Origin of the sequence: Chitinimonas sp., assembly GCF_036568685.1 — a bacterium.
Taxonomy (GTDB): Bacteria; Pseudomonadota; Gammaproteobacteria; order Burkholderiales; family Chitinimonadaceae; genus Chitinimonas.
In genome coordinates, this window is sequence record NZ_DATCSC010000018.1 from 1 (window position 1) to 26,663 (window position 26,663).

The 26,663-nt window shown below is 64.0% G+C and carries 22 protein-coding genes; 13 read left to right on the forward strand and 9 right to left on the reverse strand.

Annotated features, from left to right (window positions below):
- Window positions 1–155: 155 nt before the first annotated feature.
- Entirely contained in the window at window positions 156–779 is a 624-nt protein-coding gene (locus VIM95_RS02965; RefSeq protein WP_331982841.1) for a TetR/AcrR family transcriptional regulator, read from the reverse strand.
- Window positions 780–936: 157 nt separating this feature from the next.
- Here VIM95_RS02965 and VIM95_RS02970 point away from each other — a divergent pair, with 157 nt between their 5' ends.
- On the forward strand, window positions 937–2,004 hold the full coding sequence (locus VIM95_RS02970) for an MBL fold metallo-hydrolase (protein ID WP_331982843.1): 1,068 nt from the start codon (window positions 937–939) through the stop codon (window positions 2,002–2,004).
- 256 nt (window positions 2,005–2,260) lie between these two features.
- Here the strand turns inward: VIM95_RS02970 and VIM95_RS02975 are convergent, their stop codons facing one another.
- Together VIM95_RS02975 and mpl are read right to left on the reverse strand one after the other, a co-directional pair.
- Entirely contained in the window at window positions 2,261–2,776 is a 516-nt protein-coding gene (locus VIM95_RS02975; RefSeq protein WP_331982845.1) for a cyclic nucleotide-binding domain-containing protein, read from the reverse strand.
- A gap of 93 nt (window positions 2,777–2,869) precedes the next feature.
- Window positions 2,870–4,252: a UDP-N-acetylmuramate:L-alanyl-gamma-D-glutamyl-meso-diaminopimelate ligase gene (gene mpl, locus VIM95_RS02980; RefSeq protein WP_331982847.1), complete on the reverse strand. Its 1,383-nt coding sequence runs from the start codon at window positions 4,250–4,252 to the stop codon at window positions 2,870–2,872.
- A 104-nt stretch (window positions 4,253–4,356) separates the two neighbouring features.
- On the opposite strand from mpl, the gene VIM95_RS02985 reads away from it, so the two are divergent.
- The 3 genes from VIM95_RS02985 to VIM95_RS02995 all read left to right on the forward strand — a co-directional run bounded on the left by VIM95_RS02985 (window position 4,357) and on the right by VIM95_RS02995 (window position 7,780).
- Window positions 4,357–5,298, forward strand: coding sequence for a diguanylate cyclase (locus VIM95_RS02985; RefSeq protein ID WP_331982849.1), 942 nt, complete (start codon window positions 4,357–4,359; stop codon window positions 5,296–5,298).
- 269 nt (window positions 5,299–5,567) lie between these two features.
- Window positions 5,568–5,846 (forward strand): HU family DNA-binding protein, encoded by a 279-nt coding sequence (locus VIM95_RS02990; RefSeq protein WP_331982851.1) that lies wholly within the window; start codon window positions 5,568–5,570, stop codon window positions 5,844–5,846.
- A gap of 125 nt (window positions 5,847–5,971) precedes the next feature.
- Window positions 5,972–7,780 (forward strand): monovalent cation:proton antiporter-2 (CPA2) family protein, encoded by a 1,809-nt coding sequence (locus tag VIM95_RS02995; RefSeq protein WP_331982853.1) that lies wholly within the window; start codon window positions 5,972–5,974, stop codon window positions 7,778–7,780.
- A 4-nt stretch (window positions 7,781–7,784) separates the two neighbouring features.
- Here the strand turns inward: VIM95_RS02995 and VIM95_RS03000 are convergent, their stop codons facing one another.
- From VIM95_RS03000 to VIM95_RS03010, 3 genes are all read right to left on the reverse strand, one after another.
- Window positions 7,785–8,372, reverse strand: a complete 588-nt coding sequence (locus VIM95_RS03000; RefSeq protein ID WP_331982855.1) for a glutathione S-transferase — start codon at window positions 8,370–8,372, stop codon at window positions 7,785–7,787.
- An 87-nt stretch (window positions 8,373–8,459) separates the two neighbouring features.
- A complete protein-coding gene (locus VIM95_RS03005) occupies window positions 8,460–9,404 on the reverse strand; it encodes a complex I NDUFA9 subunit family protein (protein ID WP_331982857.1) in 945 nt (314 codons plus the stop codon).
- A gap of 116 nt (window positions 9,405–9,520) precedes the next feature.
- Window positions 9,521–11,449 (reverse strand): lytic transglycosylase domain-containing protein, encoded by a 1,929-nt coding sequence (locus tag VIM95_RS03010; RefSeq protein WP_331982859.1) that lies wholly within the window; start codon window positions 11,447–11,449, stop codon window positions 9,521–9,523.
- Window positions 11,450–11,543: 94 nt separating this feature from the next.
- Between VIM95_RS03010 and VIM95_RS03015 the strand changes: the two genes are divergently transcribed.
- Window positions 11,544–11,894 (forward strand): 2Fe-2S iron-sulfur cluster-binding protein, encoded by a 351-nt coding sequence (locus VIM95_RS03015; RefSeq protein ID WP_331982861.1) that lies wholly within the window; start codon window positions 11,544–11,546, stop codon window positions 11,892–11,894.
- 494 nt (window positions 11,895–12,388) lie between these two features.
- Window positions 12,389–14,212 (forward strand): S8 family peptidase, encoded by a 1,824-nt coding sequence (locus VIM95_RS03020; protein WP_331982863.1) that lies wholly within the window; start codon window positions 12,389–12,391, stop codon window positions 14,210–14,212.
- A 95-nt stretch (window positions 14,213–14,307) separates the two neighbouring features.
- Here VIM95_RS03020 and VIM95_RS03025 read toward each other — a convergent pair whose 3' ends face one another.
- Both VIM95_RS03025 and VIM95_RS03030 read right to left on the reverse strand, forming a co-directional pair.
- Window positions 14,308–17,376, reverse strand: a complete 3,069-nt coding sequence (locus tag VIM95_RS03025) for an efflux RND transporter permease subunit (RefSeq protein WP_331982865.1) — start codon at window positions 17,374–17,376, stop codon at window positions 14,308–14,310.
- An 80-nt stretch (window positions 17,377–17,456) separates the two neighbouring features.
- Window positions 17,457–18,653 carry an efflux RND transporter periplasmic adaptor subunit gene (locus tag VIM95_RS03030; protein WP_331982867.1) on the reverse strand — a complete coding sequence of 399 codons (1,197 nt, stop codon included), beginning with the start codon at window positions 18,651–18,653 and terminating at the stop codon, window positions 17,457–17,459.
- Window positions 18,654–19,237: 584 nt separating this feature from the next.
- Here VIM95_RS03030 and VIM95_RS03035 point away from each other — a divergent pair.
- From VIM95_RS03035 to VIM95_RS03065, 7 genes are all read left to right on the forward strand, one after another.
- Window positions 19,238–20,239 carry a sulfate ABC transporter substrate-binding protein gene (locus VIM95_RS03035; protein WP_331982869.1) on the forward strand — a complete coding sequence of 334 codons (1,002 nt, stop codon included), beginning with the start codon at window positions 19,238–19,240 and terminating at the stop codon, window positions 20,237–20,239.
- Window positions 20,240–20,544: 305 nt separating this feature from the next.
- Entirely contained in the window at window positions 20,545–21,183 is a 639-nt protein-coding gene (locus VIM95_RS03040) for a peroxiredoxin (protein ID WP_331982871.1), read from the forward strand.
- Between the two features lie 80 nt (window positions 21,184–21,263).
- Entirely contained in the window at window positions 21,264–21,785 is a 522-nt protein-coding gene (locus tag VIM95_RS03045; RefSeq protein WP_331982873.1) for a hypothetical protein, read from the forward strand.
- A 297-nt stretch (window positions 21,786–22,082) separates the two neighbouring features.
- Complete coding sequence (locus VIM95_RS03050) at window positions 22,083–23,087, forward strand: sulfate ABC transporter substrate-binding protein (RefSeq protein WP_331982875.1); 1,005 nt, start codon at window positions 22,083–22,085, stop codon at window positions 23,085–23,087.
- 60 nt (window positions 23,088–23,147) lie between these two features.
- Complete coding sequence (cysT, locus tag VIM95_RS03055) at window positions 23,148–23,981, forward strand: sulfate ABC transporter permease subunit CysT (RefSeq protein WP_331982877.1); 834 nt, start codon at window positions 23,148–23,150, stop codon at window positions 23,979–23,981.
- 7 nt (window positions 23,982–23,988) lie between these two features.
- Complete coding sequence (gene cysW, locus VIM95_RS03060; protein WP_331982879.1) at window positions 23,989–24,864, forward strand: sulfate ABC transporter permease subunit CysW; 876 nt, start codon at window positions 23,989–23,991, stop codon at window positions 24,862–24,864.
- Between the two features lie 46 nt (window positions 24,865–24,910).
- A complete protein-coding gene (locus VIM95_RS03065; RefSeq protein WP_331982881.1) occupies window positions 24,911–25,951 on the forward strand; it encodes a sulfate ABC transporter ATP-binding protein in 1,041 nt (346 codons plus the stop codon).
- A 64-nt stretch (window positions 25,952–26,015) separates the two neighbouring features.
- Here VIM95_RS03065 and VIM95_RS03070 read toward each other — a convergent pair whose 3' ends face one another.
- Window positions 26,016–26,585, reverse strand: a complete 570-nt coding sequence (locus VIM95_RS03070) for a YceI family protein (RefSeq protein ID WP_331982883.1) — start codon at window positions 26,583–26,585, stop codon at window positions 26,016–26,018.
- Between the last annotated feature and the right edge of the window lie 78 nt (window positions 26,586–26,663).

Here is a 26,663-nt window from a genome sequence, read left to right on the forward strand (position 1 = left end):
AGCTCTGCAGGCTTCATGCCTGCTTCGCCTTCCTTTAGGACACCGATGATCTGCTCTTCCGTGAATCGCTTCTTCATTGCCGTTCCCTTTGATGGAACGGACTCTACATCGTTACCGTACTAAACGCGGGGTGCAGGTCACCGTTAGACCATTGCTCATTGGTCAGATTGTGGGGGCTGGTAGTAGGCCAGGAACATGTCGACCGAGCTTGCCGCGATCTGCTGCCGTTCGGCGGCGTTGGGGGAGGGCTGGCCCATGGCGATCTGCGGCCAGAAGGCGAAGGATTTGACCAGGCCCTGCAGCTGGTGGGCGGCAAAGACCGGGTCGGGTAGGGCGAGCCGGCCATCGGCTACGGCGGCGCGCAACCAGATCAGTACGCCTTCTTCCTTCTCGCCAAAGCGGGCGATCATGGACTGGGCGCGCTCCGGGGCGTGGATGGCTTCGGCGATGGCGACCCGCGCGAGGTCGAGGAAGCTGGCGTCGGCCAAGAGTTCGAGCTTGCGGCCTATCAGCTCCAGCAGCTGTTCGCGTATCGGTCGTTCGGGGCTGTAGACCAGCTCGGCGCCGCTCATGCTGCGCTGCCATAGCTGCAGCAGGATTTCGGCGAACAGGGCGTCCTTGCTGGGGAAGTGGTTGTATACCGTGCGCTTGGAGACCTCGGCGCGGGCGGCGACCTGGTCCATGCTGGTGCTCTGGAAGCCGCCCTGGCGGAATTCGGCGATGGCGGCGTCGATGATGGCCTGGCGTTTCTGGTCGGTAAGGCGGGGCGCGGTGCTCATGGTGGGCTGATCTATCGTGACGGGCAAATTCTACACTGGGTAGTTTACTTTTGCTTTTTATAAAACTACACTGTGTAGTGTAATTTTGAACTTGCCAGCGTGGCGCGCGTCTTTGCTGCTGACATGCTGCTCACCGTTACCTTGCCGGAGCCCTTACATGGCCAAATTGACCACCCCTGCCAGCAAACCCTCGCGCCACAGCCACTCGGTGCAGTTCCAACGCGGCAAGTTCCGTAATGTGGCGCCCATGCAGAAGCAGGGGCTGGGCAAGATGCTGGGTATCATCTGGCAGGTTCTGTTCAACAAGCCGGCCGAGGCGACGCCAAAGTCAGCAGTGCCGGTGGAGCCGCTGAGCCGCGAGCAGCTCTTGGCCGCGCCTGACAACAGCCTGTACCGCCTGGGGCACTCGACCCTGCTGCTCAAGCTGCAGCAGCGCTTCTGGCTGACCGATCCGGTCTTTTCCGAGCGCGCCTCGCCCTTCCAGTGGGCCGGCCCCAAGCGTTTCCACCAGCCGCCGCTGAGCATTGCCGAGCTGCCCGAAATCGAGGGGGTGATCCTCTCCCACGACCACTATGACCACCTCGACAAGGCAGCTGTGCTGGCGCTGGATGGCAAGGTCAAGCACTTCATCACCCCGCTGGGCGTGGGTGATACCTTGGTGCAGTGGGGTATTGCGGCCGACAAGGTACAGCAGCTCGACTGGTGGCAAGTCGCCGAGGTCGGCGGCCTGAAGCTGACCGCGACCCCGTCGCAGCACTTCTCCGGTCGCGGCCTGACGGACGGCAACAGCACACTGTGGGCATCCTGGGTGATCCAGAGTCTGGAGCTGAAGATCTTCTTCAGCGGTGATTCGGGCTATTTCGATGGCTTCAAGGCGATCGGTGACCGCTTGGGCCCGTTTGACCTGACCCTGGTCGAAACCGGCGCCTACAACGAGAACTGGCCGGACGTGCACATGCAGCCCGAGCACAGCCTGCAGGCCCACCTGGACCTGCGCGGCAAGCACCTTCTGCCCATCCACAACGGTACCTTCGATCTGGCCCTGCACAACTGGTTCGAACCCTTCGAACGCATCACCGCCCTGGCGCATGCCCACGGCGTGGCGATCGCCACCCCGCGCATGGGCCAGCGCGTCGACATTGAGGCTCCGCCCGCCGCGGAAGCCTGGTGGCGCCTGGATGAGCAGGCCGTGACCCAGCTGGCCTTGGCGGAGATGGCGGCCTAACTAGGCAGGTGGGCGCTATGGCTGCCGCGACTGATCGCAGATTCCCCTAACGAGCGTCAGCGAGGCTCCACCCCCGCAAGGAGGACGCCGTGGTTGTAAGCCCCTGAAGGGGCAACAACCACGCAGTCGCGGCGGCGAGGGCGGGGGGAGTAGGAGTAGATCAAGCGAAGCGCGCCGGAACATCGGGTGCTGGTTAACGCCCGGCTCCGCCGGGCGGAGAAATGACGTGCCCATACTCAGGGAAGGCCGAGCGACTTCATCCTAGATAAGCGTTACGGTGGGTCGTTTCTGCCAGCTTCTGGAAAGCATCCTGGTCGGCGGCCTGTTCGACCAACTCGGTCAGGCGGGCGTCGGTCTCGCGCAGACGGCTGGCCAGCAGTATGGCGAGGTTGCGGTAGAGCTTGGTCTCCAGCGCTGGTAAGCGGCTTAGGCTGGCGCGCTTGAAGACCAGCACCCTTACCTCTTCCAGGGCTTCGACACTGGCCGAACGCCAGCCGAAATCGACCAGGGATAGCTCGCCAAAGGTCTCGCCAGGTCCGAGCCGCGCCAACTCATGCTCGCTGACGCCGCCAAAGCGGCGCACGCTGACCTGGCCTGACAGCAATACGTAGAGCTCGCTGCCGTCTTCGCCTTCGGTCAGCAGCCGCTTGCCGGCCGGGTGCTGCTCGAACTGGCTGGCGGAGAGGAAGAGCCGTGCTTCGTCCTGACTGAAACCGCCGAACAGCCGTACCGACTGGATCAGCTTCAGCAGCAATGCTTCGTTGCTCTGCATGGCGCTTCCTCCTTGTTCTTGCCGCTATTATGAACCCAAGCTGTTGAAAAGATGGCCTTTCCGACATGGCTTGCCTGGGTTCACAAGCGGGCCTTAGCGGGCCAGGGCATCGAGCAGCTTCTGGTGTACCCCTTCGAAGCCGCCATTGCTCATGACCAGCACATGATCACCGGGCTTGGCCTCAAGCGCGACGGCGGCCACCAGTTGCTGGATATCCTGGTGGCTCTGGGCCTTGGCACCCAAGGGGGCCAGCGCTTCGGCCGGGTCCCAGCCCAGCTTGGCGCCATAGCAGTAGACGCGGTCGGCGTCGACCAGGCTGCCGGGTAGCGCTTCCTTCATGGTGCCCAGTTTCATGGTGTTGGAACGTGGTTCCAGCACCGCCAGGATGCGTGCGCCGCCGACCTTGCGACGCAGGCCGGCAACGGTGGTGGCGATGGCGGTGGGGTGGTGGGCGAAGTCGTCGTAGACGGTGACACCGCCGGCAACGCCGCGTACTTCCATGCGCCGTTTGACGTTGCGGAACTCGGCCAGGGCGGCGATGCCGACCTCCGGGGTGACGCCGACATGGCGGGCGGCGGCCAGGGCGGCCAGGGCGTTGTGCTGGTTGTGCTCGCCCAGGAGCGACCAGCGCAAACGGCCTTGCGGCTGGCCGTCCAGCAGGACCTCGAAGCCGTCTTCGTACGGCGTGCCGGCCTGCCAGCCTTGTTCGCCGCCAAAGTATTCGACCGAGGACCAGGCGCCACGTGCCAGCACCCGCTGCAGGCTTTGCTCGCGGCCGTTGACGATCAGCCGGCCTTGGCTGGGGACGGTACGCACCAGGTGGTGGAACTGGGTCTCGATGGCGCCGAGATCGGGGAAGATGTCGGCGTGGTCGTACTCGAGGTTGTTGAGAATGGCGGTGCGCGGCCGGTAGTGGACGAATTTGGAGCGCTTGTCGAAGAAGGCGGTGTCGTATTCGTCGGCTTCAATGACAAAGAACGGTGAGCGGCCGCCCTTTTCCTGCCGCGGTTCGCCCGGCAGACGAGCGGATAAACCAAAATTCTCCGGCACGCCACCAACCAGGAAACCTGGTGCGAGGCCGGCGTATTCGAGTATCCAGCTCAGCATGGCGGTGGTGGTGGTCTTGCCATGCGTGCCGGCCACGGCCAGTACCCATAGCGGATGCTCCGGCCGGCGCAGTACTTCCTCGGCCAGCCACTGCGGGCCGGAGACATAGGGCAAACCGGCGTCGAGGATGGCCTCCATCAGTGGATTGCCGCGCGTCACCACATTGCCGATAACGTAAATATGGGCATTGAGTTTGATCTGTTCAGGCGAGTAGCCTTCAATGAGTTGTATGCCGGCTGCTTCGAGCTGTGTGCTCATGGGCGGATAGACGTTGGCGTCGCAGCCGGTGACAGTGTGGCCGCAGGCCCGGGCCAGTTGGGCGATGCCGCCCATGAAGGTGCCGCAGATGCCGAGAATGTGGATATGCATACGTTGTTTGCTTCGTTGGGTTTGCGCTTACACGGCCGGAAGCAGACTGCCGCAGTCGCGAAGCTCTGGTACCATAAGTGGTTGAGATAATGAACGAACGCTCGATGACGCCACCGCAATCGCCCTCCTTGACGCCGTCGGACATCGCCCGCATCGCGCTCAAGCGCCTTGCCGAGCTGGGTCTGCCGCCCACGCCAGAGAATTACGCCAAATTCTACAACGCCATTGCCGCAATCAAGTCTCCCACAGACAAGAGCGACGAGGAGTTGAAGAGTGCCTACCAGGTGTTGTTCCGGGTTTCTGACGTGCTCGAAGGCATGAACGAGACCTCGGAGACGCTGCTGGAGGACCTGCTGCGCGGTAGTGAGGTGATGGATCGCTCGCTCGATACCCTGCGCAGCAGCAACGACCCGCGTCAGTTGGAGCAGGTGCTCAATACCCTGATCGAATCGACCGGTACTGTACGCCAGACGGTATCGGCCTCGCATCGCGACCTGCAGGAACTCAAGTCCACCATGGACAAGATCCAGTCGGACCTGGCGATCAACCGCAAGACACTGGAGCAGGACCCGCTGACCGGGGCGCTCAACCGCCAGGGCCTGGAGCACCTCCTGACCCGCGAAGTGAAGCGCGCACGCCGCGCCGCCCATGCGCTGACCGTGGCCATCCTGGACCTGGACGAATTCAAGCAGGTCAACGACCGGCATGGTCACCTGGTAGGCGACAAGGTGCTGATGCACTTTGCCAGCATTGCCAAGGCGGTGCTGCGCGAGAGCGACGTGCTGGTGCGTTATGGCGGCGAGGAATTCCTGGTGCTGCTGCCGGAAACCGACCTCAATGGCGCCCGCTTCCTGATCGACCGCTTGCGCCAGGTCAATGCCAAGACGCCGTTCTTCCACCACAGCCAACATATCGACATCCGCTTCTCGACCGGGGTGGCCGAGATCAAGGCCGAGGAGAACGGTCACTCGATGCTGATCCGCGCCGACGAGGCCATGTACCGGGCCAAGAATAGCGGTCGAGACCAAGTAATTTTTGCAGACTGAGCGCTGCTCGCTGCTGTCGCTACAAAGGGCCTAAGGGCCCTTTGTTGTTGGTGCTCACCCCTGGAAATGGTTCCACGACTGGCGAAAAAGGCGTGGAACCCAATTTTGATAGTTAAACTGCACGTCAAGTATTGTGTTGCTGCACCGCTCTGGGTTAGGGTTCGCGCTGATCATCGAGGCCTGGGGCTGTTGCCTTCGCCGGCACAGCGTGGTTTGATGCGCACCGAGCCCAATCGGGCTTTCCAAGACATCCATTCTGAGAGATTCCTATGCGGACCAAAAAAGAGCTGATCGACGCGCTGGCCGAGCGCACCCAACAACCGAAGACCGTGACCGAAGCTTTCGTCGACGCTCTGGGCGATGCCCTGCGCGACACCCTGTCCAAGGGTGAAGAAGCCGTTCTGCCGGGCGTGGGCAAGTTCTCCGTGAAGGCCAAGGCTGCCAAGACCGGCCGTAACCCCAAGACCGGCGAAGCGATCCAGATCGCTGCTCGCAAGTCGCCCGCCTTCAGCGCCCTGAAGGCCCTGAAGGACGCCGTGAACGCCTAAGCGCCTTCACCGCCCCGAAGAACCCCGCCACGGCGGGGTTTTTTATTGCCTCCAGCCCGCCGCTCCGGTTCACAGCGCGCCACCCTGCGTGCCATCATCGGGGCTCTGCTTTTTGGTCTCCTGCTATGTCGCTGCTCTCGCAAGGCGTTGTCCTGCTCGCTTCCGCCGTCATCGCCGTACCCCTGCTCAAGCGCTTTGGACTCGCCTCGGTATTGGGCTTTCTGGCCGCCGGGGTGGCAATCGGCCCCTGGGGGCTGGGCCTGATCGACCAGCCCGAGGCCATCTTGCACACCAGTGAGTTCGGGGTGGTGCTCCTGCTGTTCATCATTGGTCTTGAGCTGCAGCCGGCCCGGCTGTGGGTGCTCAGGCGGGTGGTATTTGGCCTGGGCGGGGCGCAGGTGCTGCTGAGTGCGCTGCTGCTTGGTGGCATAGGCTGGCTGCTGGGCTTGCCGCCGCTGGCGGCCACGGTGGCGGGCCTGGCGCTGTCGCTGTCCTCTACCGCCTTTGTGCTGCAGATGCTGGCCGAGAAGCGCCAGCTGGCGACCCGCCATGGCCGCGATGGCTTTGCGGTGCTGCTGTTCCAGGATCTGGCGGTGATCCCTTTGCTGGCCATCCTGCCGCTGCTCTCGCCCGATGCGGTCTCCATCCATCGGCCGCCGGCCTGGGTGTCGATCGCGGCGGTACTGGCGGTGGTGCTGGGTGGGCGGTTGTTGCTGCGCAAGGTGCTGCGCCGGGTGGCGCGGGCCAATAGCCATGAACTGTTTGTGATGGCGACCCTGTTGATCGTGATGGGTACGGCCTGGGCCATGGAGGCCGCCGGGCTGTCGATGTCGCTGGGGGCCTTCCTCGCCGGCGTGCTGCTGGCGGATTCGGAATTCCGCCACGAGTTGGAAGCCAATATCGAGCCCTTCAAGGGCGTGCTGCTGGGGCTCTTTTTTGTGGCGGTGGGCATGGCTGCCAACCTGGGCCTCTTGCGTGCCCACCCGCTGCAGGTGCTCTCGCTGGCTCTGGGGCTGATGCTGGTGAAGATGGTGGTGCTCTATCTGATCGCCTCGCTGGCGGGCCAGGACGGGCGGGCGCGGCGGCGTTTTGCCATCTACCTTTCGCAGGGCGGTGAGTTCGCCTTCGTGCTCCTCACCCTGGCGGCCAGCCAGCAGTTGATGGACGAGCCGACGGCCGACCTCTTGGCCATGGTGGTGACCCTGTCCATGGCGCTGACGCCGCTGCTGGTAGGGGTCCATAGCCGCTGGATCGTGCCGCGTCTGGAAGCCGGCCCCAAGCGTGAATTCGACCAGATTGAATCGGACAACCACCGGGTGATCATTGCCGGCTTCGGCCGCTTTGGCCAGATCGTGGCGCGGGTGCTGCGCATGCGCAAGATACCGAGCACGGTGCTGGAAGTGAGCTTCGAGCAGGTGGACTTCGTGCGCCGCTTTGGCAACCGCATCCACTATGGCGATGCCTCGCGGCTGGACCTGCTCAGGGCGGCCGGCGCGGCGCAGGCCGAGGTGTTTGTGCTGGCCATCGACGACGTGGAGGCCTCGATCAAGACCGCCGAGACGGTGCGCGAACACTTTCCGCACCTGTTGATCTATGCCCGCGCGCGCAACCGCTTCCACTATTACCGTTTGCGCGACCTGGGGGTGCAGGTGGTGGTGCGCGAAACCTTTGCCGCCAGCCTGGAGATGGCGCGCGGGGTGCTGACCGGGCTGGGCACACCGGCCGAGGTGGCGCAGCACACCCTGCAGACCTTCCGCCATCACGACGAAGCGTTGCTGGAGCGGCAGCATGCCGTCCACCATGACGAGACCCAGCTGATCCAGACCTCACGCGAGGCGATGGCGGAGCTGGAGAGCCTGTTTGAATCGGACCAGGCGGGGGAGGCCAGGGAGAACGAGCCTGCCCCGGCAGAGCGCCCGGGAAGCTTGGCCTAAGGGATTAGCGGGGGGCTTCCGCGCCATACCACTCGCGCACATGTGGCAGGGTCAGTACCGTCTGCATCCAGGCGTGGGTCCGTACCGGCAGTGCCAGGCCATAGGCCTGGCAGCGGGCGGCCAGTGGTAGATACATGGCGTCGACGATGCCGAAGGTACCCATCAGGAAGGGCCCGTGCGCGGCATGGCGGGCCCGCAGGCTTTCCACCAGTACGGCAAAGCGGGTCAGATCGCGTTCCACTTCGGGCGGGTGGGGACGGCGTGCGCCTTGCCGGTCCGCCATGGGGTAGTGCCGGTGCAGGGCATCAAAGCCGGCATGCATCTCCGCGGCCAGTGCCCTGGCCTCGGCGCGCAGGGCCTTGTCCTGCGGCCAGAAGGGGAGCTCGGGGAAAGACTCGGCCAGGTATTCGCAGATGGCCAGGGATTCCCAGACCTGGGTAGGGCCATCGAGCAGGCAGGGGAATTTGCCGCTGGGCGCGAGCTCGTGCGGCAGCGTCCGCACTTCCTCGAAGGGAATGCCGAAATGCTTGAGCAGGATCCAGGGCCGTAGCGACCAGGACGAGCGGGAACGGTTACCGATGATCAGTTGCATCGTGCTCCGACCTGAGGCCGCCTGCTTGGTTCGGTCAGTAAGACGGCGGAGGTCTTCCGTTCGTCGGCCGCATCGGAAATTCGCCGCTTAGACTCGACGGCGCAGCGACAGGAAGCGGTCGCGCACACGGCCGCCGGCCAGCAGGGTGGGCAGGATGGCTTCCAGGGCAGTGGGCTGCCAGCCCAGGACGGTGGGAAAGCCGGCAGGGTCGATATTGTCGCGCTTGAGGCTGTCGACATTGTCGCGGCTCATGGGGGGGCGTGGCAGGATCTGCAGTGCGCCGGCCTGCAATTTGCCCAGCCAGTTGGGGATGCCGAATACCGGCCGGGGATGACCGGCGGCGGCACCGATGCGGCTGACCAGGGCCTGCAGGGTGTAGATGTCGGGGCCGACCAGGTTGAGGCTCTGTCCCAGCAGGGCATCGTCCTCCAGGGCAGCGACAAAGGCGCGGGCGACGTCTTCCACCCACACCGGCTGCATGCGCGCGTTGGCGCCGGCCAATGGCACGACCGGTGCGAGCTTGAGCAGGTTGGCAAACAGGCTGACAAAGCAGCGGCCCTGACCAAAGATCAGCGAGGGGCGGTAGATCGTCCAATCGAGGCCACTGGCACGCACCAGGGCTTCCGCCTCGCCCTTGCTGCGCTGGTAGCTGGAGGTACCCGCCACATCGGCACCCAGCGCACTCATATGCAGGTAGCGGCGGACGCCGGCAGCCTGGGCGGCGGCGATGATCTTGCCGGTCAGCTCGACATGGGCATGGCGGAAGGCCGCCGGCGTACCGTGCAGGATGCCGACCAGATTGATCACGGCGGCATGGCCGGGCACCAGCTCGGCCAGCACGGCGGGGTCGTGGATGTCGGCGTCGATGACCGTGACGCCGGGCAAGAGGATCAGGTCCTCCTTGACCTTCTCGCGGTCGCGGCTGGGCAGGGTAAGCTCATGGCCCCGCGTCACCAGCTGGGCCGCCAGCGCGGTGCCGACGAAGCCGGTACCACCAAGAACAAGAATGGGGGCGCAGCGGGGGATGGGCATGGCAGCGACGGGGAGTGATCGGTATCCCGTTCTAGTCCTTGTCTGATCGTTGCGCCAGTTCTCCGTCCTGACCGGCTATCACGAGGTCACCGCCAAGCGGCCGTAGGGTTGGCTACCTAAGGGGTGTCATCCGGTGGCGGTTCGTTACTACCCTTGGCGGCAATCACGCCCAAGCGACGTTTGAGCGAGGTCTCGCCTTTGCCGAAAGCCTGGGCGTAGTAGACCGCATTGGTCATGACCTTCTTGACGTAGTCGCGGGTCTCGCTGAAGGGAATGCTCTCGGCGTAGACAGCACCTTCCAGCGGGCGGTTGGCACGCCAAGCGCGGGCACGGCCGGGGCCGGCATTGTAGGCTGCGGTCGCGAGGACAGGCTGGTTACCCAGGCTCTCCAGCACGTGCTTGAGATAGTAGGTGCCAAGCTGGACATTGGTGCCGATCTCGTTGACCGAGACCGGGTTGTAGCTGACCCCCATCTTCTTGGCCACCCACCGGGCGGTGGCCGGCATCAGTTGCATCAGGCCCTGGGCGCCGACGCCGGAACGGGCGACGCTGACGAAACGGCTCTCCTGGCGGATCAGGCCATAGGTCCAGGCTTCATCGAGGGCCATGTCGCGGGCGTAGCTTTGGGTGACATCGCGATAGGGAGCCAGGAAACGCAGGCTGAAGTCATGCAGTTCGCGGGTACGCTCGGCCGAGTAGATGGCGCGGTCGTACCAGTTGGCCTGGCGCGCTACTTCGGCAGCAGCCAGGAGTTGCTGATCGCTGAGTCCGCGCATGGCCCAGTTCCACTCGCGATTGGCCTCGATGCGCCAGTTCAGGTTGTTGAGCGCGAGCGCCCGCTGTACGGCGGGCAGGTTGCGGGCGGCTTGCAGTTCGTCGTTGTTGGGTTTGTAGCGACCGGCGGTGACGTCGGCCACGCTGCCCAGCTCCTCGCGCGACAGGAGGCCGTAGAAGTGGTGCTCGCCAGCCAGCTCGACGAACCGCTTGCTGGCCTCCAGCGCCTGGCCGGCCTGTTGCCAGGCACGGGCCCGCCAGTAGCGCCAGGCCGCCTGCTTGCGGGTGTCCTCGCCCATGGCATCGATGCCGTTGGCCACGGCCTGCCAGTCGCCGGCGCGCAGGGCTGCGCGTACATACCATTCTCGGTCGTCGTCATCGAGTTCGGAGAGCGGTTCGCCCTTGGCGAACCAGCCCAGCGCCCGGTCGTCGAGCTTGCGCGCGGCCTGGTAGCCCAACTGGCGCCAGGCGTGCTTGCGGTCGGCCTCGGGTAGTTTGGTGGCCAGTTTTTCCAGCAGGGCGGGGCCGGCGTCGAGGTCGCTGCGGGCAGCGCGTTCGATGGCGAACAGCGCCAGCTCGCGGCCGCCGCGGCCGGTCAGAGACAGGCCGTTGACGCCCTTCTCGGGCTTGGCCGCGATGGCCTTGAGGCGCTTGGCATCGAAGCCGGCGGGGTTGTTCAGGCGCGGCAGCAATTGCGCGGCGAAGTCGGGATTGTTGGCCTCCAGCGCCAGGCGTACACGGGCCCAGGCGTCGTCGCTATTGAGCTGGCCGCTGCTGAAGAGGGTATCGAATACCGGTGCGCAGGCCTCGGGCAGACCCTTGGCATTGAACCAGAGCGGGCGGGCTTCGCGCTGCAACATGGCACGGTCGCGCTGTGCCACCGCCAGCTGCAGCCGGTAGCAATGCAGTTCGCTGCCGGTCTCCCACTGCGAGAGGCGTGGCCATTCGCGCTCGAACAACGGCCACTGGCCGCGCTTGCCCAGGCTCTTGAGCCAGTCGGCACGCAAGCGGTCGGCCATCACGCTGCCGGCGTAGCGATCGAGAAAGGCCATGACCTCGTTCTCGGGCAACTGGTCGATCTGGGCGCTCAGCAGCCAATAGCGGGGGTACATCTCGAGCGGCGTACCGTCGGTGCGGTTGCTGATCTCGACCAGCTGCTCCAGCCGGCCGGTACGGGCGGCTTCGCGGGCGGCGTTCATGTCGTCCAGCAGGGAAGCCTGGGCCAGGGTGGCGCAAAGGCCGAACAGCAGGGAGGGCAGCAGTCGTTTCATGGGCGATGGGAGGTACGGTGCAACATCAAGCGGACTCTAACACAGGCTGGCGGCAAGGCTTGCCAGATCGGCCTTGCTGGCGTTCCATGACGGTATGACCCGATTGATCCTGCAGGGCGGCGGCATGGCCGAGCCCCTCGATGTCGAGGCGCCGGCCGGTAGCCTCTTGATCGACGCCGTACGAGAGCTGGCGCGCGAGGGCCGGCTGCCGCTCTATTGGCGCTGTGGGCAAGGGACATGCGGGGCCTGCCTCGTGCACTTGCATCGCGCCGGCAACGAGTCTAAACCGGTGGTGATGGTGGGCAAGGAGCGCAATGTGCTGGCGCGCAAGGGGCTCTTGAGCGAGGCTGAGCGGCTGGCGCCCAGCCTGCCAGACCATCCTGATCTGCCGCGGTTGGCCTGCCATGTCGTGGTCGAAGGCGAGCAACTGAAGGTGAGCTGGTAGGGGCGTTGTTGTAGTTTTTTGACACGACTTACAAATATATTGTTATGACGTGCAAATATGTCTACATTGCCTTCGCGCCTACCGCTGATAACGGTATTGCCCGCCGCGTGAGTGTTCATTGCCACGTGGTTCGTGTTCCCTAGGCATCACCCAAGCATTGCTGCTGTACAAGCCACCGGGCCTCTAGAGCTCGGCGCACCGTTTTCCTTACGGTAGGACGGGCGTTCGCGCCTTTCCTGCTTTTGGAGGGTAAGGCATGTCCTGGTTTGCTCGTGCTCGTCTTCTTTGCCGTCGGCATTCGCCGCGCGGTGGACTGCCGCCCCGTCGTTTCTTCCCGCCCCCCATTCCGTTCAGCCCCGCTTCGGGCTGACCGTCCCGTACCCCCCAGGCTCCCTTGTCGGCCTCCGTACCTGCGGAGGGCGGCGGGTGGTTTGTTTCCAGCGTTGGTGGAGCCCCGGCGCGATGCAAGCAGTTCAATACGGAGCAATAGAGAGATGAGAAGCAACAAAGAATGGGTGTTCCTGCTTAAGCAGGGCGGTGTCGCTGCAGCGCTGGCCATGGCGGCCGGCTATGGCATGGCGGCACAGGTTGGGTCCACGGTGCACCCCATCGTGGATACCGACCGCATTATCGTGAAGTACCGTGACAGCGGCGTTACGCCGATGCAGGCCATGAGCGTCAGCGGCGCTACCGCGCAGGCTACCGTGCAGGCTCAGCGTCAGAGCACGCTGCAGGGCGCGCTCAATGCTTACGGCGGTACCGTCAAGTTCCTGCGTGCCGGCGGCCTGGGTACGCAGATCTGGAAGCTGGACCGCCGCTACGCCGTCAAGGATGTGGCCGCCATGGCTGCCAAGATCGCCAAGGACGACCCGAACGTCGAGTACGCCGAGCCGGACCGCATCATGCATGCCATGGCTGCAACCCCGAACGACCCGCGCTGGACCGACCAATGGGATCTGCAGAACTCGACCGCCGGTATCAATGCGCCGGCAGCCTGGGATCTGTCGACCGGTGCAGGCGTGGTGGTGGCGGTGATCGACACCGGCTACCGTCCGCATGCCGATTTGGCCGCCAATATCGTGGGCGGCTACGACATGATCAATGACACTGCTATCTCCAACGATGGCGACGGTCGCGACAGCGACGCCAAGGATCCGGGCGACGCCACCGCTGCCAATGAGTGCGGTTCGGGCGAGCCGGCCTCCACCTCCAGCTGGCACGGTACCCACGTGGCCGGCACCATCGCCGCGGTGACCAACAACGGCGTCGGCGTAGCGGGCATTGCCTACAACGCCAAGGTGCTGCCGGTGCGGGTATTGGGCAAGTGCGGTGGCTACACCTCTGATATTGCCGATGCCATGATCTGGGCCTCGGGCGGTACCGTCAGCGGCGTGCCGGCCAACCCCAACAAGGCACGCGTGATCAATATGTCGTTGGGTGGCAGTGGCGCTTGTGACACGACCTCGCAGAACGCGATCAATACTGCCCGCGCCAACGGCACGGTGGTGATCGTGGCCGCTGGTAACGAGAGCCAGAACGTCAGCAACTCCAGCCCGGCCAATTGCTCGGGTGTGGTGGCGGTGGCGGCCTACGGCAAGACCGGCGCCCGTGCCTACTACTCGAACTACGGTACGGGTGTGGACATTGCCGGCCCTGGCGGCGACCAGAGTTCGGGTAGCGCCAACGGCATTCTGTCGACCCTGAATGCCGGCGCCTCGGCTCCGGGCGCCGACAGCTATGCCTACTACCAGGGTACTTCGATGGCCACCCCGCACGTGGCTGGCGTGGCAGCGCTGATGATCTCGGCCAAGCCTTCGCTGACCCCGGACCAGGTGGAAAGCCTGTTGAAGTCGTCGGCTCGTCCCTTCGTGGCTTCGTGTAGCGGTTGCGGCGCCGGCATGCTGGACGCCTATGCCGCGGTGCAGGCTGCGATCGGTGGCACCACGCCGCCGACCACCGGCAGCGAAACCGAGCCGAACAACACGCTGGCTACCGCCAACGCTGTGACCGCGCCCGCTACGCTGAATGCCACCATGGCCAGCAGCTCCGATGCTGACTGGTTCAAGGTGGACCTGCCGGCCGGCAAGACCCTGACCGCCACCATGACCCCGGGCAGCAGCAGCGCCGACTACGACCTGTATATCTACAACGCCAGCAGCACCCAGCTCGCCAAGAGCGAACTGAGTGCAGGCAAGGTCGATAGCGCCTCGGTCAGCAACACTGGTAGCACCACCTCCGCCCGCTACGTGAAGGTGATCTACTACTCGGGTGGCACTGGCGCCACCAACGGCAAGTACACGCTCAAGCTGAGCTGGTAAGTGCCGGTCGCCGCAAGGCGACAGGTAGTAGCAAGTAATAGGAAAGGGCCGACTCCTTATGGAGCCGGCCCTTTTTTGTTGGTCTTTGTGTTGGTTCAGGCGGCGGTGGCCTTCTTGCCTTTGAATTTTTCCTGCAGGCCGTCAAAGAACAGATACAGCACCGGGGTGATGTAGAGCGTGATCAGCTGCGAGAACAAGAGGCCGCCGACCACGGCCAGACCCAGCGGCTGGCGCAGCTCGGCGCCGGCGCCGAGGCCGAGGGCGATGGGTACGGCGCCCATCATGGCGGCCAGGGTGGTCATCATGATGGGGCGGAAGCGCAGCAGACAGGCTTCGCGTATGGCCTTGACCGGGTCGGTCTCGCCCTTGTGGCGGGCTTCGATGGCGAAGTCGATCATCATGATGGCGTTCTTCTTGACGATACCGATCAGGAGCAGGATGCCGATCACGGCGATCAGGGTCAGGTCGACGTTGAAGAGGCGCAGGGTGAGCAGGGCGCCGACCGCGGCCGAGGGGATGCCGGCCAGGATGGTGATGGGATGGATATAGCTCTCGTACAGTACGCCCAGCAGTACGTAGATCACCGCCACGGCGAGGATCAAGAGGGCCGTCTGGCTGCCCTGGCTCTGCTGGAACACGGCCGCGTCGCCGCCCAGGCTGGTGATGACCGAGGGCGGCATATTGAGCTCGGCCTTCTTGGCCTCGATGTGCTTGATGGCATCGCCCAGGACCGCGCCCGGGGCGAGGTTGAAGGAGATGGTCACCGCCTGCAGCTGGCCCTGGTGGTTGATGGAGGTGGGGCCGGCGGTACGCTCGATACGGGCGAAGGACTTGAGCGGTACCAGCTCGCCGCCCTTGCCGCGCAGCTTGAGACGGTCGAAGGCGGTTTCGTCGGTACGGAAGGGTTCATCAAGCCGCATGATGACCGCGTAGTCCGATATCGGCGTATAGATGGTGCCCACCTGGCGATCGCCAAAGGCGGCGTAGAGTGTATCGCGCAGGTTCTGCATATCGATGCCCAGCGCGGCGGCGCGGTCACGGTCCACCCGCAGGGTGGCCTGCAGGCCATTGAGCTGGGAGTCGGTGGCGACGTCGCGCAGCTGCGGGTCATCACGTAGGGCAGTGGTCAGCTTGTCGGCCCAGGTATTGAGCTCGTCGGCCTGAACGCTTTGCAGCGTGTACTGATAACGGCTCTTGGCGGGCCGGCCGCCCAGGCGCAGGTTCTGTACCGGGTTGAAATAGACCTTGAGGCCAGGGATGCCGGCGACCGACTTGCGCAGGCTATCCACCACTTCGGCCATCTTGGGTCGCTCGCCCTTGGGTTTGAGGGTGATGAACATGCGGCCGTTGTTGCCACCGGGCACGCTGGAAACCAGGAAGGCGACGTAGGGGTTGGCTCGCACCTGCGCCTCGGCGCGGCGCTGCAGCTCCTGCATGGCCGGGTAGGCGATATCGAGGGCGGCCTCGGTGCCGACCTGGATCTGGCCGATGTCTTCCTCCGGGAAGAAGCCCTTGGGACTGATGGCAATGAACCAACCAGTCAGTACCACGGTGGAGAGGGCGACCAGCAGCATCAGGCCGCGGTGGCGCAGGGCCACGTCCAGGGTGTCGCGGTAGGCACCCAGGGTGACATTGAAGCCGTGCTCGAACATCCGGCTGATGGGGTGGTCCGGGTCGTCGTGCTTTTCCGGCTTCAGGAAATAGGCGCACAGCATGGGGATCAGCGTCAGCGAGGAGATGCCCGAGACGATGATGGCCAGCGACACCACCACGGCGAATTCGTGGAACAACAGGCCGATCACGCCGGGCATGAAGAAGATGGGAATGAACACCGCCACCAGCGACAGCGAGATCGAGATGATGGTGAAGCCGACTTCGCGCGCGCCCTTGATGGCGGCCTCGAAGGGTTTCATGCCTTCCTCGAGGTAGCGCACGATGTTTTCGAGCACCACGATGGCGTCGTCCACCACCAGGCCCACGGCCAGGGTGATGCCGAGGAGCGAGATATTGTTGAGCGAGTGGCCCAGCCAGGCCATCAGCGCGAAGGTGGAGATCAGCGAGATCGGCAGTGTGACGGTGGGAATCAGGGTGGCGCTGGCACGACGCAGGAACAGGAAGATCACCATCACCACGAGGCCGACGGTCAAGAGCAGGGTGAAGTTGACGTCGTGGATGGAGTCGCGGATCGAGACCGATCTATCGTTCACCTGGATGATCTTGATCGAGTCGGGCATCTGCGCCTTGAGCTTGGGCAGGATGGCCTTGATGGCGTCGACCACGGCCACGGTGTTGGCGTCGGGCTGGCGCTGGATGGCCAGCACAATGCCGCGCTCACCCTGGATCCAGGCGCCGGAATAGACGGTCTCGACGCTATCCTCGACCCGGGCGATGTCGCGCAGGCGAACCGGTGCCCCCTTGTAGGAGGCGATGACCTGCTCGCGGAACTCGGCGGCGGTCTTCATCTGCTTGTTGGCCTCGATGATCAGCGTCTGGCGCTGGCCATCGAGGGTGCCCACCGGGGAGTTGGCGTTGGCGTTGCGGATGGCGGTGCTGACGTCGCCGAGCGAAAGGTTGACGGCTGCCAGCTTGTCGGGGTCGACATTGATGCGGACCGCGAACTTCTTGGGGCCGAACACGTTGACCTGGGCCACGCCCTCGATGGTGGAGAGGTTGGGCGAGATCAGGTTGTCGGCGAAGTCGTTCAGGTCGGACAGCGGCAAGGATGGCGAGGTCAGGCCGATCAGGAGGATGGGCTGGTCGGCCGGGTTGACCTTGCGGTAGGCCGGCGGGCTGGTCATGTCGTCCGGCAGGGCCCGCTGTGCGCGCAGTAGCGCGGCCTGCACATCCACCGAGGCTTTGTCGATATCGCGGTTGTCGGCGAACTCCAGGGTGATGGAGGTGGAGCCCTGGGTGGAGGTGGAGGTGATGGTGTTGAGGCCGGCGATGGTGGAGAACTGCTTTTCCAGCACGGTGGCCACCGACGCGGCCATGGTCTCGGGCGAGGCGCCGGGCAGGTTGGCGGAGACGTTGATGGTGGGCGTATCGAAGGAAGGCAGGGCTGCGATCGGCAGCTTCTGGTAGGCGAACAGGCCGAGCAGGACCACCGAGATCGACAGCAGGGTGGTCATGACCGGTCGGCGGATGCAGAGTTCGGAGATATGCATGGCTTCAATTCAGGCTGGGGCGGCCGCAAGGGGCGACCGCCGGGTCTGCGTACGGGCCGCACTGGGGGCGACCTCCGGCCTCAGTGGCTGGCTTGGGCGTCGGCTACCTGGGCCTGCGGGCCGCCTTTGCCGCCGGATTTGCCGTCATTCTTGCCGCCGGGCTTGGCTTCGGTGACCTTGCCGCCGGGGCGCAGGTTCTGGCCGCCTTCGGCCACCACCTTGGCACCGGCTTCGAGGCCGGCGACCACGGCGTATTGCTTGCCTTCGAGGGTAAAGATCCGCGACAGGCGGATATCGCGTGGCTGCACGGTCTGGTCGGGGCCGACCTGGTAGACGAACTGCTTCTCCGGGCCGGTTTGCAAGGCACCGACCGGCAGGATCACGGCGTTCTTGTCGGTGCCGAGATCGACTGCGATACGCACGTAGGCACCGGGCCAGAGCTGGCGCTTGGGATTGGCGAACTCGGCCTTGAGGCGGATGGTGCCGCTGGCGGCGTCGACCGTGTTGTCGATAAAGGTCAGCTTGCCATCCAGGGTGCCATTCTGGTCGAGCAGGGCCTGGGCCGGGATCTTGCCGCTCTGCTGGGCGGCCAAGAGGCGCGGCAGCTCGGCCTGTGGCAGGGTGAAGCTGACGGCGATGGGATCGAGCTGGGTGAGGGTGACCAGGGGGGCGGTACTACCCGGTTGCACCAGCGAGCCTGGGTGGACGTCGATGGCGCCGGCGCGTCCGGCAAAGGGGGCGGTGAGGCTTTGGTAGCTCAGGCCGACCTTGGCCGAATTGAGTGCGGCGCGCTTGGCGACCACGGCGGCGCGTTGGCTGTCGGCGGTGGATTGGGCGGTATCGACCGCACTTTGCGAGACGAAGTTCTGCCGCACCATCTCCTTGGCGCGTACCAGGTTGCGCTCGGCATCGGCCAACTGGGCCTCGGCCTGGGCCAGGTCGGCGGCCGACTGGTCGACCTTGGTGACGTCGTTGCGGCCATCCAGGGTAAACAGCAGCTGGCCCTTTTGTACGTCCTGGCCTTCCTTGAGGTGGACTTCGCGGATGGTGCTGGCGACCTGCGGGCGCAACTCGACCGAGTTCAGGGCGGTGACGGTGCCTTGGGCTTCATAGCGGACCGGTACGTCCTGCAGCTTGCTGTCGACCAGGGCAACGACCGTGGGGCGGCCGCCTGGGCCGCTCTTGTCGGCTTGTGCTCCAGCGGGTTTGAAGGCAGCCCAGGCGACGACGGCGACGACACCGCCACCGATCAGCCAGAAGACGAGACGGCGAGACATGGAATTCCTCGGTACGAATATCGGATGGCACGGTGGGAGGCAGTGCAAACGGCGTCTGCAAGCCGGTCCCATAATCAATCGAGTTTAGCATTCGGTTCATCACGGGAAGATGATAGAGATGTTTATAAAAGTAAACGTGCTGGTCGGTATGGCAAGAGCCCGTTTACCTTGCATGCGGATGCCGAGTGCAGCGCAGGCGCTTGGGAAACCCGAGCGCTTTACTTGGTTCGAACTCGGCGTCCCAGCTCTTTCTATGTTTTAGTCCACTTCCTCCCGAGCTTTACACGCACATTTTCTAGGCGCCAAAGCGCCAAGCGCGGTGGCAACCTCGCCGCCGCTCGTCAGTGCTTTATGCAAACTCTTGCACTTGCTTGGCCGAACCTGAGGGTATGGGCGGTGTGTAATGAGGGGAGAGCTGGGCTGTAGCGGTATTGATGCCTGCTGCTAGGGGTAGGGGCCGGGCGGCCATGCGCTACTCATTCAATAGTTGTTTATGGAATAACAATCTAATTTCAAATTCATTTGTGGAATTTTGAACGCTGGCTAGAGTGGCGCCATACCAATCCAAACCGATGGAGCCCTGTATGAAACGCCTGCCTCTGGCCAGCCTGCTCGCCGCCGCCCTGCTGCCCCTGTCTGCCATTGCGGCGGACATCAACCTGCTCAATGTCTCCTACGACCCCACCCGCGAGCTCTACCAGGACTACAACAAGGCGTTTGCCCAGTACTGGAAGCAGAAGACTGGCGACAACGTCACGGTCAAGCAATCGCATGGTGGTTCGGGCAAGCAGGCGCGTTCGGTGATCGACGGCCTGGAAGCCGACGTGGTGACCTTGGCGCTGGCGGGCGATGTGGATGAGATCAGCGAGCGGGCCAAGCTCTTGCCCACCGACTGGCAAAAGCGCCTGAAGCACAACAGCGCGCCTTACCAGTCGACCATCGTGTTCCTGGTCCGCAAGGGCAACCCCAAGCAGATCAAGGACTGGCCGGACCTGCTCAAGCCGGGTGTGGAGGTGGTGACGCCCAATCCCAAGACCTCGGGCGGCGCCCGCTGGAACTACCTGGCAGCCTGGGGCTGGGCGCTGAAGCAGCCTGGCGGTAGCGAAGCCAAGGCCCGCGACTATGTGACCAAGCTCTACAAGCAGGTGAAGGTGCTCGATACCGGTGCCCGTGGCTCGACCGTGACCTTTGTCGAGCGTGGCATTGGCGACGTGCTGATTGCCTGGGAGAACGAAGCCTATCTGTCGGTGAAGGAGTTGGGTCCGGACAAGTTCGACATCGTGACCCCTTCGGCCTCCATCCTGGCTGAGCCCACCGTCTCGCTGGTGGACAAGAACGCTGCCAAGCATGGCACCACCAAGGTGGCGCAGGCCTACCTCGAATACCTGTACAGCCCGGCAGCGCAAGAGATTGCCGCGCAGAACTACTACCGTCCCATCGACCCGACCGTGGCGGCCAAGTACGCCAAGCAGTTTGGCAAGGTCAACCTGTTCACCATCGACGAGGTGTTCGGCGGATGGGGCAAGGTGCAGAAGGCCCACTTCGGTGATGGCGGCGTGTTCGACCAGATATATGTGAGCAAGTGAGTGGGCTGGCTGATCAACGCTTGCGAGCACCATATGGTGGATAAGGCGCACGGGAGTCCCCGCAAGGAGGGGGCCGAAGTAGTAAGCCACCTTGCAGGTGGCAACGACTTCGCTCACCAGTGCGCTTAACGGCAAAAGATACTGAGGCAGTACTCACTTTCCTTGATTGAGTCCCTGCCCCTCCGCCCCGCCCGCCGGCGGGGAACCTCGCTGCGCTCGTCGGCGCATTGAAATGGCGGCGGGTGTGGAAGTACAAATTTCAATTTCTCTCTGCGGCGGCGAGAGTCAGCGCGAGGAGGAATGCCATGACGTTGCGACTGGGCGATATTGCCCCCGACTTCAGCCAGGAATCGACCGAGGGAACCATCCATTTCCATGACTGGGCTGCCGGCCAGTGGGTGGTGCTGTTCTCCCATCCGGCCGATTTCACGCCGGTCTGCACTACCGAGCTGGGCTATACCGCCAAGCTCAAGGACGAGCTGGCCCGCCGCAATGCCAAGGCGCTGGCGGTGTCGGTCGACACCCTGGATTCACACGGCCGCTGGGTGGCGGATATCGAGGAGACCCAGTCGGTCACCCTCAACTTCCCCATCCTGGCCGACCCGGACCGCAAGGTGGCGACGCTGTACGACATGATCCACCCCAATTCGCTGCTCAACCTGACGGTGCGCACGGTGTTCGTGATCGACCCTGACCACAAGATCCGCCTGACCCTGACCTACCCCGCCAGTACCGGCCGCAATTTCAACGAGATCCTGCGCGTGCTGGACTCGCTGCAGCTGACCGACCACCATAAGGTGGCAACGCCGGCCAACTGGCAGGATGGCGATGATGTGGTGATCGTGCCCAGCCTGACCGATACTGAGGAAATCCAGCGCCGCTTTCCTAAAGGCTATCGCGCCCTGCGCCCCTATCTGCGGCTGACGCCACAACCGAACAAGTAAGACCGGACCCCTGTCTCTTCAGCCCGGTATGCCCGGGCTTTTTTCGTTATTGCCGGATGGGTCCGCTACGGAGGAAATCGATGAACGAGCACGATCTGCAATTGCTCAGCGAGCGCGTGGCCAGCCTGCCGGCGCAGTGGGTGGCCGGCTTTCCGCTGGGGCTCGACGACGCGGGCGTGCTGGGGCGCTTTTTCAAGTGCGAACTGCGTAGCCACTACCGGCCGGTGGAGGTGGGTGGCGCCAGGCTGGCCCGTGCCGAGCTGGACGTGCTGGGGCCGGACGGTGAGCCTTTCCCGGCCGACAAGCTGTTCAGCCTGGCCAGCGGGGCCGATGGCCTGCTCAAGCTGGACCGGCTATGCCGCTTGATCCACGCCCTCAACCACTTCGTGGTGCAGGGCCAGCGCACACCGCTGGTGCTGCCCATCCACGTGCGCCTGTTCGACTACGTGAAGACCGCCCACGGCAGCACCTTCGCCCGCATGCTGCACCACTTCGACCTGCAACCCGCCAACGTCGTCCTGGAACTCCCCGCCGGCCTCCCTCAATCCACCCTCGACGGCTACCTGGGCGAGGGCTTTGCAGTGCGTATTGCCACCGAGTAAGCACGCTCTGACAGGTTTGGCGCATCTGGCGACGTCTATAAAAACTCACTGACTCGCGTCAGCGAGGCCCCCTCGCGGCGGCGAGGGCGGGGGGAGTGGGCTAAAAAAAGCGAAGGGGCCGTCGAGCCGCTGTTGTCGGTTAACACCCGGCTTCGCCGGGTGGGGCGTTGTACTCACAGATCTCGGTGCACCCTATAGCTGCCCCAGTTCTCAGTTCTGAATTAACCATTCTTAATGGCTATATAAGGCGACTGCTATCCTGTCGCGCTCAAGACTTCCATCCGGAGTTGCCCTCACATGACCAAGCTTACCCGCCTGATCGCCACCACGCTGGCCGCTGGCCTTTCCGCTGCCGCCTTGGCTGGCCCAGAGCTGCTGAACGTCTCCTACGACGTGATGCGCGACTTCTACAAGGACCTGAACCCGGCCTTTGTGAAGGCCTACAAGGCCAAGACCGGCCAGGATGTGACCATCCAGCAGTCGCACGGTGGTTCGGGCAAGCAGGCGCGGGCGGTGATCGACGGACTGGAAGCTGACGTGATCACCATGAATATGCCGCCGGATATCGACGCGCTGTACGACAAGGCCAAGCTGGTGCCGGAGAACTGGGCCAGCCGTCTGCCCAACAACAGCCTGCCGTTTACCTCCTTGCAGGTGCTGATCGTGCGCAAGGGCAACCCCAAGGGCATCAAGGACTGGTCCGACCTGGCCAAGCCGGGTGTGCAGGTGGTGATGGCCAACCCCAAGATCACCGGCAATGGTCGTTACAGTTATCTGGCGGCCTGGGGTTATGCGCTCAAGCAGCCTGGCGGCAATCCGCAGAAGGCGGCCGAGTTTGTCGGCGCCATCCTCAAGAATGTGCCGGTGCTCGATTCCGGCGGTCGTGCCGCGACCACGACCTTTATGCAGCGGCAGATTGGTGATGTGCTGCTGACCTTCGAGAACGAGGCCGAGATGATTGCCCGTGAATTCGGCCGCGGCCAGTTCGAGGTGGTCTACCCCAGCCTGTCCATCCGCGCCGAGCTACCGGTCAGTGTGGTCGACAAGGTGGTGGACAAGAAGGGTACCCGCAAGCTGGCGGAGGAATACCTGAAGTTCCTGTGGACGCCGGAAGGCCAGGAGATTGCCGCGCAGAACTATCTGCGCCCGCAGGACCCGGCCGTGGCCAAGAAGTACGCTGCCCAATATCCGGCGGTGAAGCTCTTCACCGTGGACGAGGTGTTCGGTGGCTGGCGCAATGCGCAGAAGGTCCACTTCGACGACGGCGGCACCTTCGACCAGATCTTCAACAAGAAGCACTGATTCTGACCTGCGGGCGGCCCTGGCTGCCCGCGGTTCTTCAACTTTTCGTCTGCTGCCACGATGCGCTTCAAACAACCCAGTGTGCTGCCGGGCTTCGGCCTGGCCTTTGGCTACACGCTCATCTATCTGTGCCTGATCGTACTGATCCCGTTGTCGGCACTGGTCATCAAGACCAGCGGGCTGACGCTGGCCGATTTCTGGCAGGTCGTAACAACCGAGCGGGTGCTGGCGGCCTACAAGCTGACCTTTGGCGCCAGCCTGATCGCGGCCTTGATCAATCTGTTCGCGGGCCTTCTGGTAGCCTGGGTACTGGTGCGCTACACCTTTCCGGGCAAGCGGCTGGTGGATGCGCTGGTGGACCTGCCCTTTGCCCTGCCGACCGCGGTGGCCGGGATTGCCCTGACCAACCTCTATGCGCCCAATGGCTGGATAGGCAGCTTCCTGGTGCCGCTGGGCATACAGGTGGCTTTCAAGCCGCTGGGCGTGGTGGTGGCGCTGACCTTTATCGGTCTGCCCTTTGTGGTACGGACGGTGCAGCCGGTGCTGCAGGATCTGGAATCCGAGCTGGAAGAAGCAGCTGCCTGCCTGGGTGCCAATCGCTGGCAGACCTTCCGCAAGATCATCTTCCCGGCCGCGCTGCCGGCGCTGTTGACCGGTTTTACCTTGGCCTTTGCCCGGGCGATCGGCGAATACGGCTCGGTGATCTTTATCGCCGGCAATATCCCGCTTGAATCGGAGATCGCCCCGCTGCTGATCATCGGCAAGCTGGAACAGTACGACTACCGAGGGGCGACCGCCATTGCGACGGTGATGCTGCTGATCTCCTTCGCCCTGATCCTGGTCATCAACCTGATCCAGTGGTGGCATGCGCGCCGTCACGGCATGCGCAAGTGAGGCCGTCATGCATCAAGTAAATAACGGAACCCGTTCGATTGCGACCACCGAGCCCCGCTGGGTGCGCTGGACCCTCTTGGCCGCAGCCTTTCTGTTCCTGGCCTTCTTCCTCCTGGTGCCGCTGGCTTCGGTCTTTACCGAGGCGCTGAAGAAGGGCTGGGACCTTTACTGGCAGTCGCTGCAGGACCCGGACGCACTGGCGGCGGTAAAGCTGACCCTGTTGACCGCGGTGATCGCGGTGCCGCTCAACCTGGTGTTCGGGGTGGCGGCGGCCTGGTCCATTGCCAAGTTCGACTTCCGCGGCAAGAGCCTGCTCATCACCCTGATCGACTTGCCCTTCTCGGTCTCGCCGGTGGTGGCGGGCCTGATCTATGTGCTGATCTTCGGCGCCCAGGGCTGGATAGGCCCCTGGCTGCAGGACCACGATATCAAGGTCATCTTTGCCGTGCCGGGCATCGTGCTGGCCACGGTGTTCGTGACCTTCCCCTTTGTGGCCCGTGAGCTGATTCCGCTGATGGAGGCGCAGGGTACCGAGGAGGAGCAGGCCGCCATGGTGCTGGGCGCCAGTGGTTGGCAGATGTTCTGGAAGATCACCCTGCCCAATATCAAGTGGGGCCTCTTGTACGGGGTGATCCTCTGCAATGCGCGGGCGATGGGCGAGTTTGGTGCCGTGAGCGTGGTGTCCGGCCATATCCGCGGCCTGACCAACACCATCCCGCTGCATGTGGAGATTCTGTACAACGAATACAACTTCGTGGCCGCCTTTGCCTGTGCTTCGGTGCTGGCGTTGTTGGCCTTGGTGACCCTGGTGGCCAAGACCTGGGTGGAATGGCAGGCCGAACGGCAGATGGCGGCGGACCGCGCCGCCGTGTTCGACCAGTGAGCCGCAAGAACGAGTGCGGCTGCTAGGCCGGCCAGAGAGATAGATCATGAGCATTGAAATCAACGCCATTGCCAAGCAGTTCGGTGCCTTTACCGCCCTGCACGATGTCAACCTCAAGGTGGAAACTGGCGAGTTGCTGGCGCTGCTGGGGCCTTCGGGCTGCGGCAAGACCACCTTGCTGCGCATCATTGCGGGCCTTGAGACGCCGGACAGCGGCCAGATCCTGTTCCATGGCGAGGACACCACCGACACCCATGTGCGTGAACGCCAGGTCGGCTTTGTGTTCCAGCACTATGCGCTGTTCCGCCATATGACCGTGTTCGAGAACGTGGCCTTTGGCCTCAGGGTGCGGCCCAGGCACACCCGCCCGAGCGACAAGGAGATCAAGCGCCGGGTGCACGAACTCTTGAATCTGGTACAGCTCGATTGGCTGGCGGACCGCTACCCGGCCCAGCTCTCCGGCGGCCAGCGGCAGCGGATTGCGCTGGCGCGGGCCTTGGCGGTGGAGCCCAAGGTACTGCTGCTGGACGAGCCCTTTGGCGCGCTCGATACCAAGGTGCGCAAGGAGTTGCGCCGCTGGCTCAAGCGCCTGCACGAGGAAGTGCATGTGACCTCGGTATTCGTGACCCATGACCAAGAAGAAGCGCTGGAAGTGGCTGACCGGGTGGTGGTGATGAACAAGGGCCGGATCGAGCAGGTGGGGACGCCGGAACAGGTCTACGACACGCCTGCCACCCCCTTTGTGTACCAGTTCCTGGGTGACGTGAACCTGTTCCACAGCCGCGTGCATGGCGGCTTTGCCGACGTGGGCCACGCGGCCCCCGGGGGCGACGGGGCGATCGCCTATGTGCGACCGCACGATATCGAGCTCCTGCGCGAGCCGGCCGTGCAGACCCTGCCGGCCAAGGTGGACCATGTCCGTGCCATAGGCTCGGTAGTTCGACTGGAGCTGAGCCTGGAAAACGGCGACCCGGTAGAGGCCGAGCTGAGCCGCGAGGCCTATGCCGGCCAGCGCTATGCGGCGGGTGAGCGGGTGTATATCCGGCCGCGTTCGGTGCGGGTGTTCAGTGAGGATTTTTCTATCTGACCGACCTGTGTCAGGACAACAAAAAACCCGCCGATGGCGGGTTTTTTGTCGGGCCGTAGCCGGCTTACTTCTGCTTGATCGCTTCGACCTGCACAGCGATCTTCACGTCGTCGCCGATGAAGGGCACATAGGCCTTCATGCCCCATTCGCTGCGCTTGATCACGGTGGCCACGTCGGCGCCGCAGACGAAGTCCTTGCCCATGCGCATGTCGCACTTGAGCGGGGTGATGTTGAGGGTGACCGGCTTGGTCACGCCCAGCAGGGTCAGGGTGCCTTCGGCCTTGACCGGCTTTTCGCCGTCGAAGCTGAACTTGTCGGCCTTGACCACGGCGGTCGGGAATTCGGCCACGTTGAAGAAGTCCTTGCTCTTCACGTGCTCATCGCGCTTGTCGAAGCCGGTTTCCAGCGAGGTGGTCTTGATGGTGGCTTCCAGTTTGCCGGTCTTGGCGGCACGGTCCAGCTCCAGGGTGCCCTCGGTGTCCTTGAACATGCCGCGGGTAATCGAGAAGCCCAGGTGGCTGATCTCGAAGCTGGGGTAGGTGTGGGTGCTGTCCAGCACGAACTTCTCGGTGGCAGCGAAGGAAGCGGCCGACAGGCCGGCGGCGATCAGGGTGGCGATCAGCTTGGTTTGCATGGGTGTTTACTCCGTCTGGGTTTGCAGCAGGGTTGGGTTTGCAGGCCGGACGCCCAAGGGCGCCGGCCGGTTTGCGGA

What these genes read in the sequence shown, in the direction of transcription:
- VIM95_RS02965 (WP_331982841.1), bottom strand. Translation starts at nt 779, where the DNA reads ATGAGCACCGCGCCCCGCCTTACCGACCAGAAACGCCAGGCCATCATC.
- VIM95_RS02970 (WP_331982843.1), top strand. Translation starts at nt 937, where the DNA reads ATGGCCAAATTGACCACCCCTGCCAGCAAACCCTCGCGCCACAGCCAC.
- VIM95_RS02975 (WP_331982845.1), bottom strand. Translation starts at nt 2,776, where the DNA reads ATGCAGAGCAACGAAGCATTGCTGCTGAAGCTGATCCAGTCGGTACGG.
- mpl (WP_331982847.1), bottom strand. Translation starts at nt 4,252, where the DNA reads ATGCATATCCACATTCTCGGCATCTGCGGCACCTTCATGGGCGGCATC.
- VIM95_RS02985 (WP_331982849.1), top strand. Translation starts at nt 4,357, where the DNA reads ATGACGCCACCGCAATCGCCCTCCTTGACGCCGTCGGACATCGCCCGC.
- VIM95_RS02990 (WP_331982851.1), top strand. Translation starts at nt 5,568, where the DNA reads ATGCGGACCAAAAAAGAGCTGATCGACGCGCTGGCCGAGCGCACCCAA.
- VIM95_RS02995 (WP_331982853.1), top strand. Translation starts at nt 5,972, where the DNA reads ATGTCGCTGCTCTCGCAAGGCGTTGTCCTGCTCGCTTCCGCCGTCATC.
- VIM95_RS03000 (WP_331982855.1), bottom strand. Translation starts at nt 8,372, where the DNA reads ATGCAACTGATCATCGGTAACCGTTCCCGCTCGTCCTGGTCGCTACGG.
- VIM95_RS03005 (WP_331982857.1), bottom strand. Translation starts at nt 9,404, where the DNA reads ATGCCCATCCCCCGCTGCGCCCCCATTCTTGTTCTTGGTGGTACCGGC.
- VIM95_RS03010 (WP_331982859.1), bottom strand. Translation starts at nt 11,449, where the DNA reads ATGAAACGACTGCTGCCCTCCCTGCTGTTCGGCCTTTGCGCCACCCTG.
- VIM95_RS03015 (WP_331982861.1), top strand. Translation starts at nt 11,544, where the DNA reads ATGACCCGATTGATCCTGCAGGGCGGCGGCATGGCCGAGCCCCTCGAT.
- VIM95_RS03020 (WP_331982863.1), top strand. Translation starts at nt 12,389, where the DNA reads ATGAGAAGCAACAAAGAATGGGTGTTCCTGCTTAAGCAGGGCGGTGTC.
- VIM95_RS03025 (WP_331982865.1), bottom strand. Translation starts at nt 17,376, where the DNA reads ATGCATATCTCCGAACTCTGCATCCGCCGACCGGTCATGACCACCCTG.
- VIM95_RS03030 (WP_331982867.1), bottom strand. Translation starts at nt 18,653, where the DNA reads ATGTCTCGCCGTCTCGTCTTCTGGCTGATCGGTGGCGGTGTCGTCGCC.
- VIM95_RS03035 (WP_331982869.1), top strand. Translation starts at nt 19,238, where the DNA reads ATGAAACGCCTGCCTCTGGCCAGCCTGCTCGCCGCCGCCCTGCTGCCC.
- VIM95_RS03040 (WP_331982871.1), top strand. Translation starts at nt 20,545, where the DNA reads ATGACGTTGCGACTGGGCGATATTGCCCCCGACTTCAGCCAGGAATCG.
- VIM95_RS03045 (WP_331982873.1), top strand. Translation starts at nt 21,264, where the DNA reads ATGAACGAGCACGATCTGCAATTGCTCAGCGAGCGCGTGGCCAGCCTG.
- VIM95_RS03050 (WP_331982875.1), top strand. Translation starts at nt 22,083, where the DNA reads ATGACCAAGCTTACCCGCCTGATCGCCACCACGCTGGCCGCTGGCCTT.
- cysT (WP_331982877.1), top strand. Translation starts at nt 23,148, where the DNA reads ATGCGCTTCAAACAACCCAGTGTGCTGCCGGGCTTCGGCCTGGCCTTT.
- cysW (WP_331982879.1), top strand. Translation starts at nt 23,989, where the DNA reads ATGCATCAAGTAAATAACGGAACCCGTTCGATTGCGACCACCGAGCCC.
- VIM95_RS03065 (WP_331982881.1), top strand. Translation starts at nt 24,911, where the DNA reads ATGAGCATTGAAATCAACGCCATTGCCAAGCAGTTCGGTGCCTTTACC.
- VIM95_RS03070 (WP_331982883.1), bottom strand. Translation starts at nt 26,585, where the DNA reads ATGCAAACCAAGCTGATCGCCACCCTGATCGCCGCCGGCCTGTCGGCC.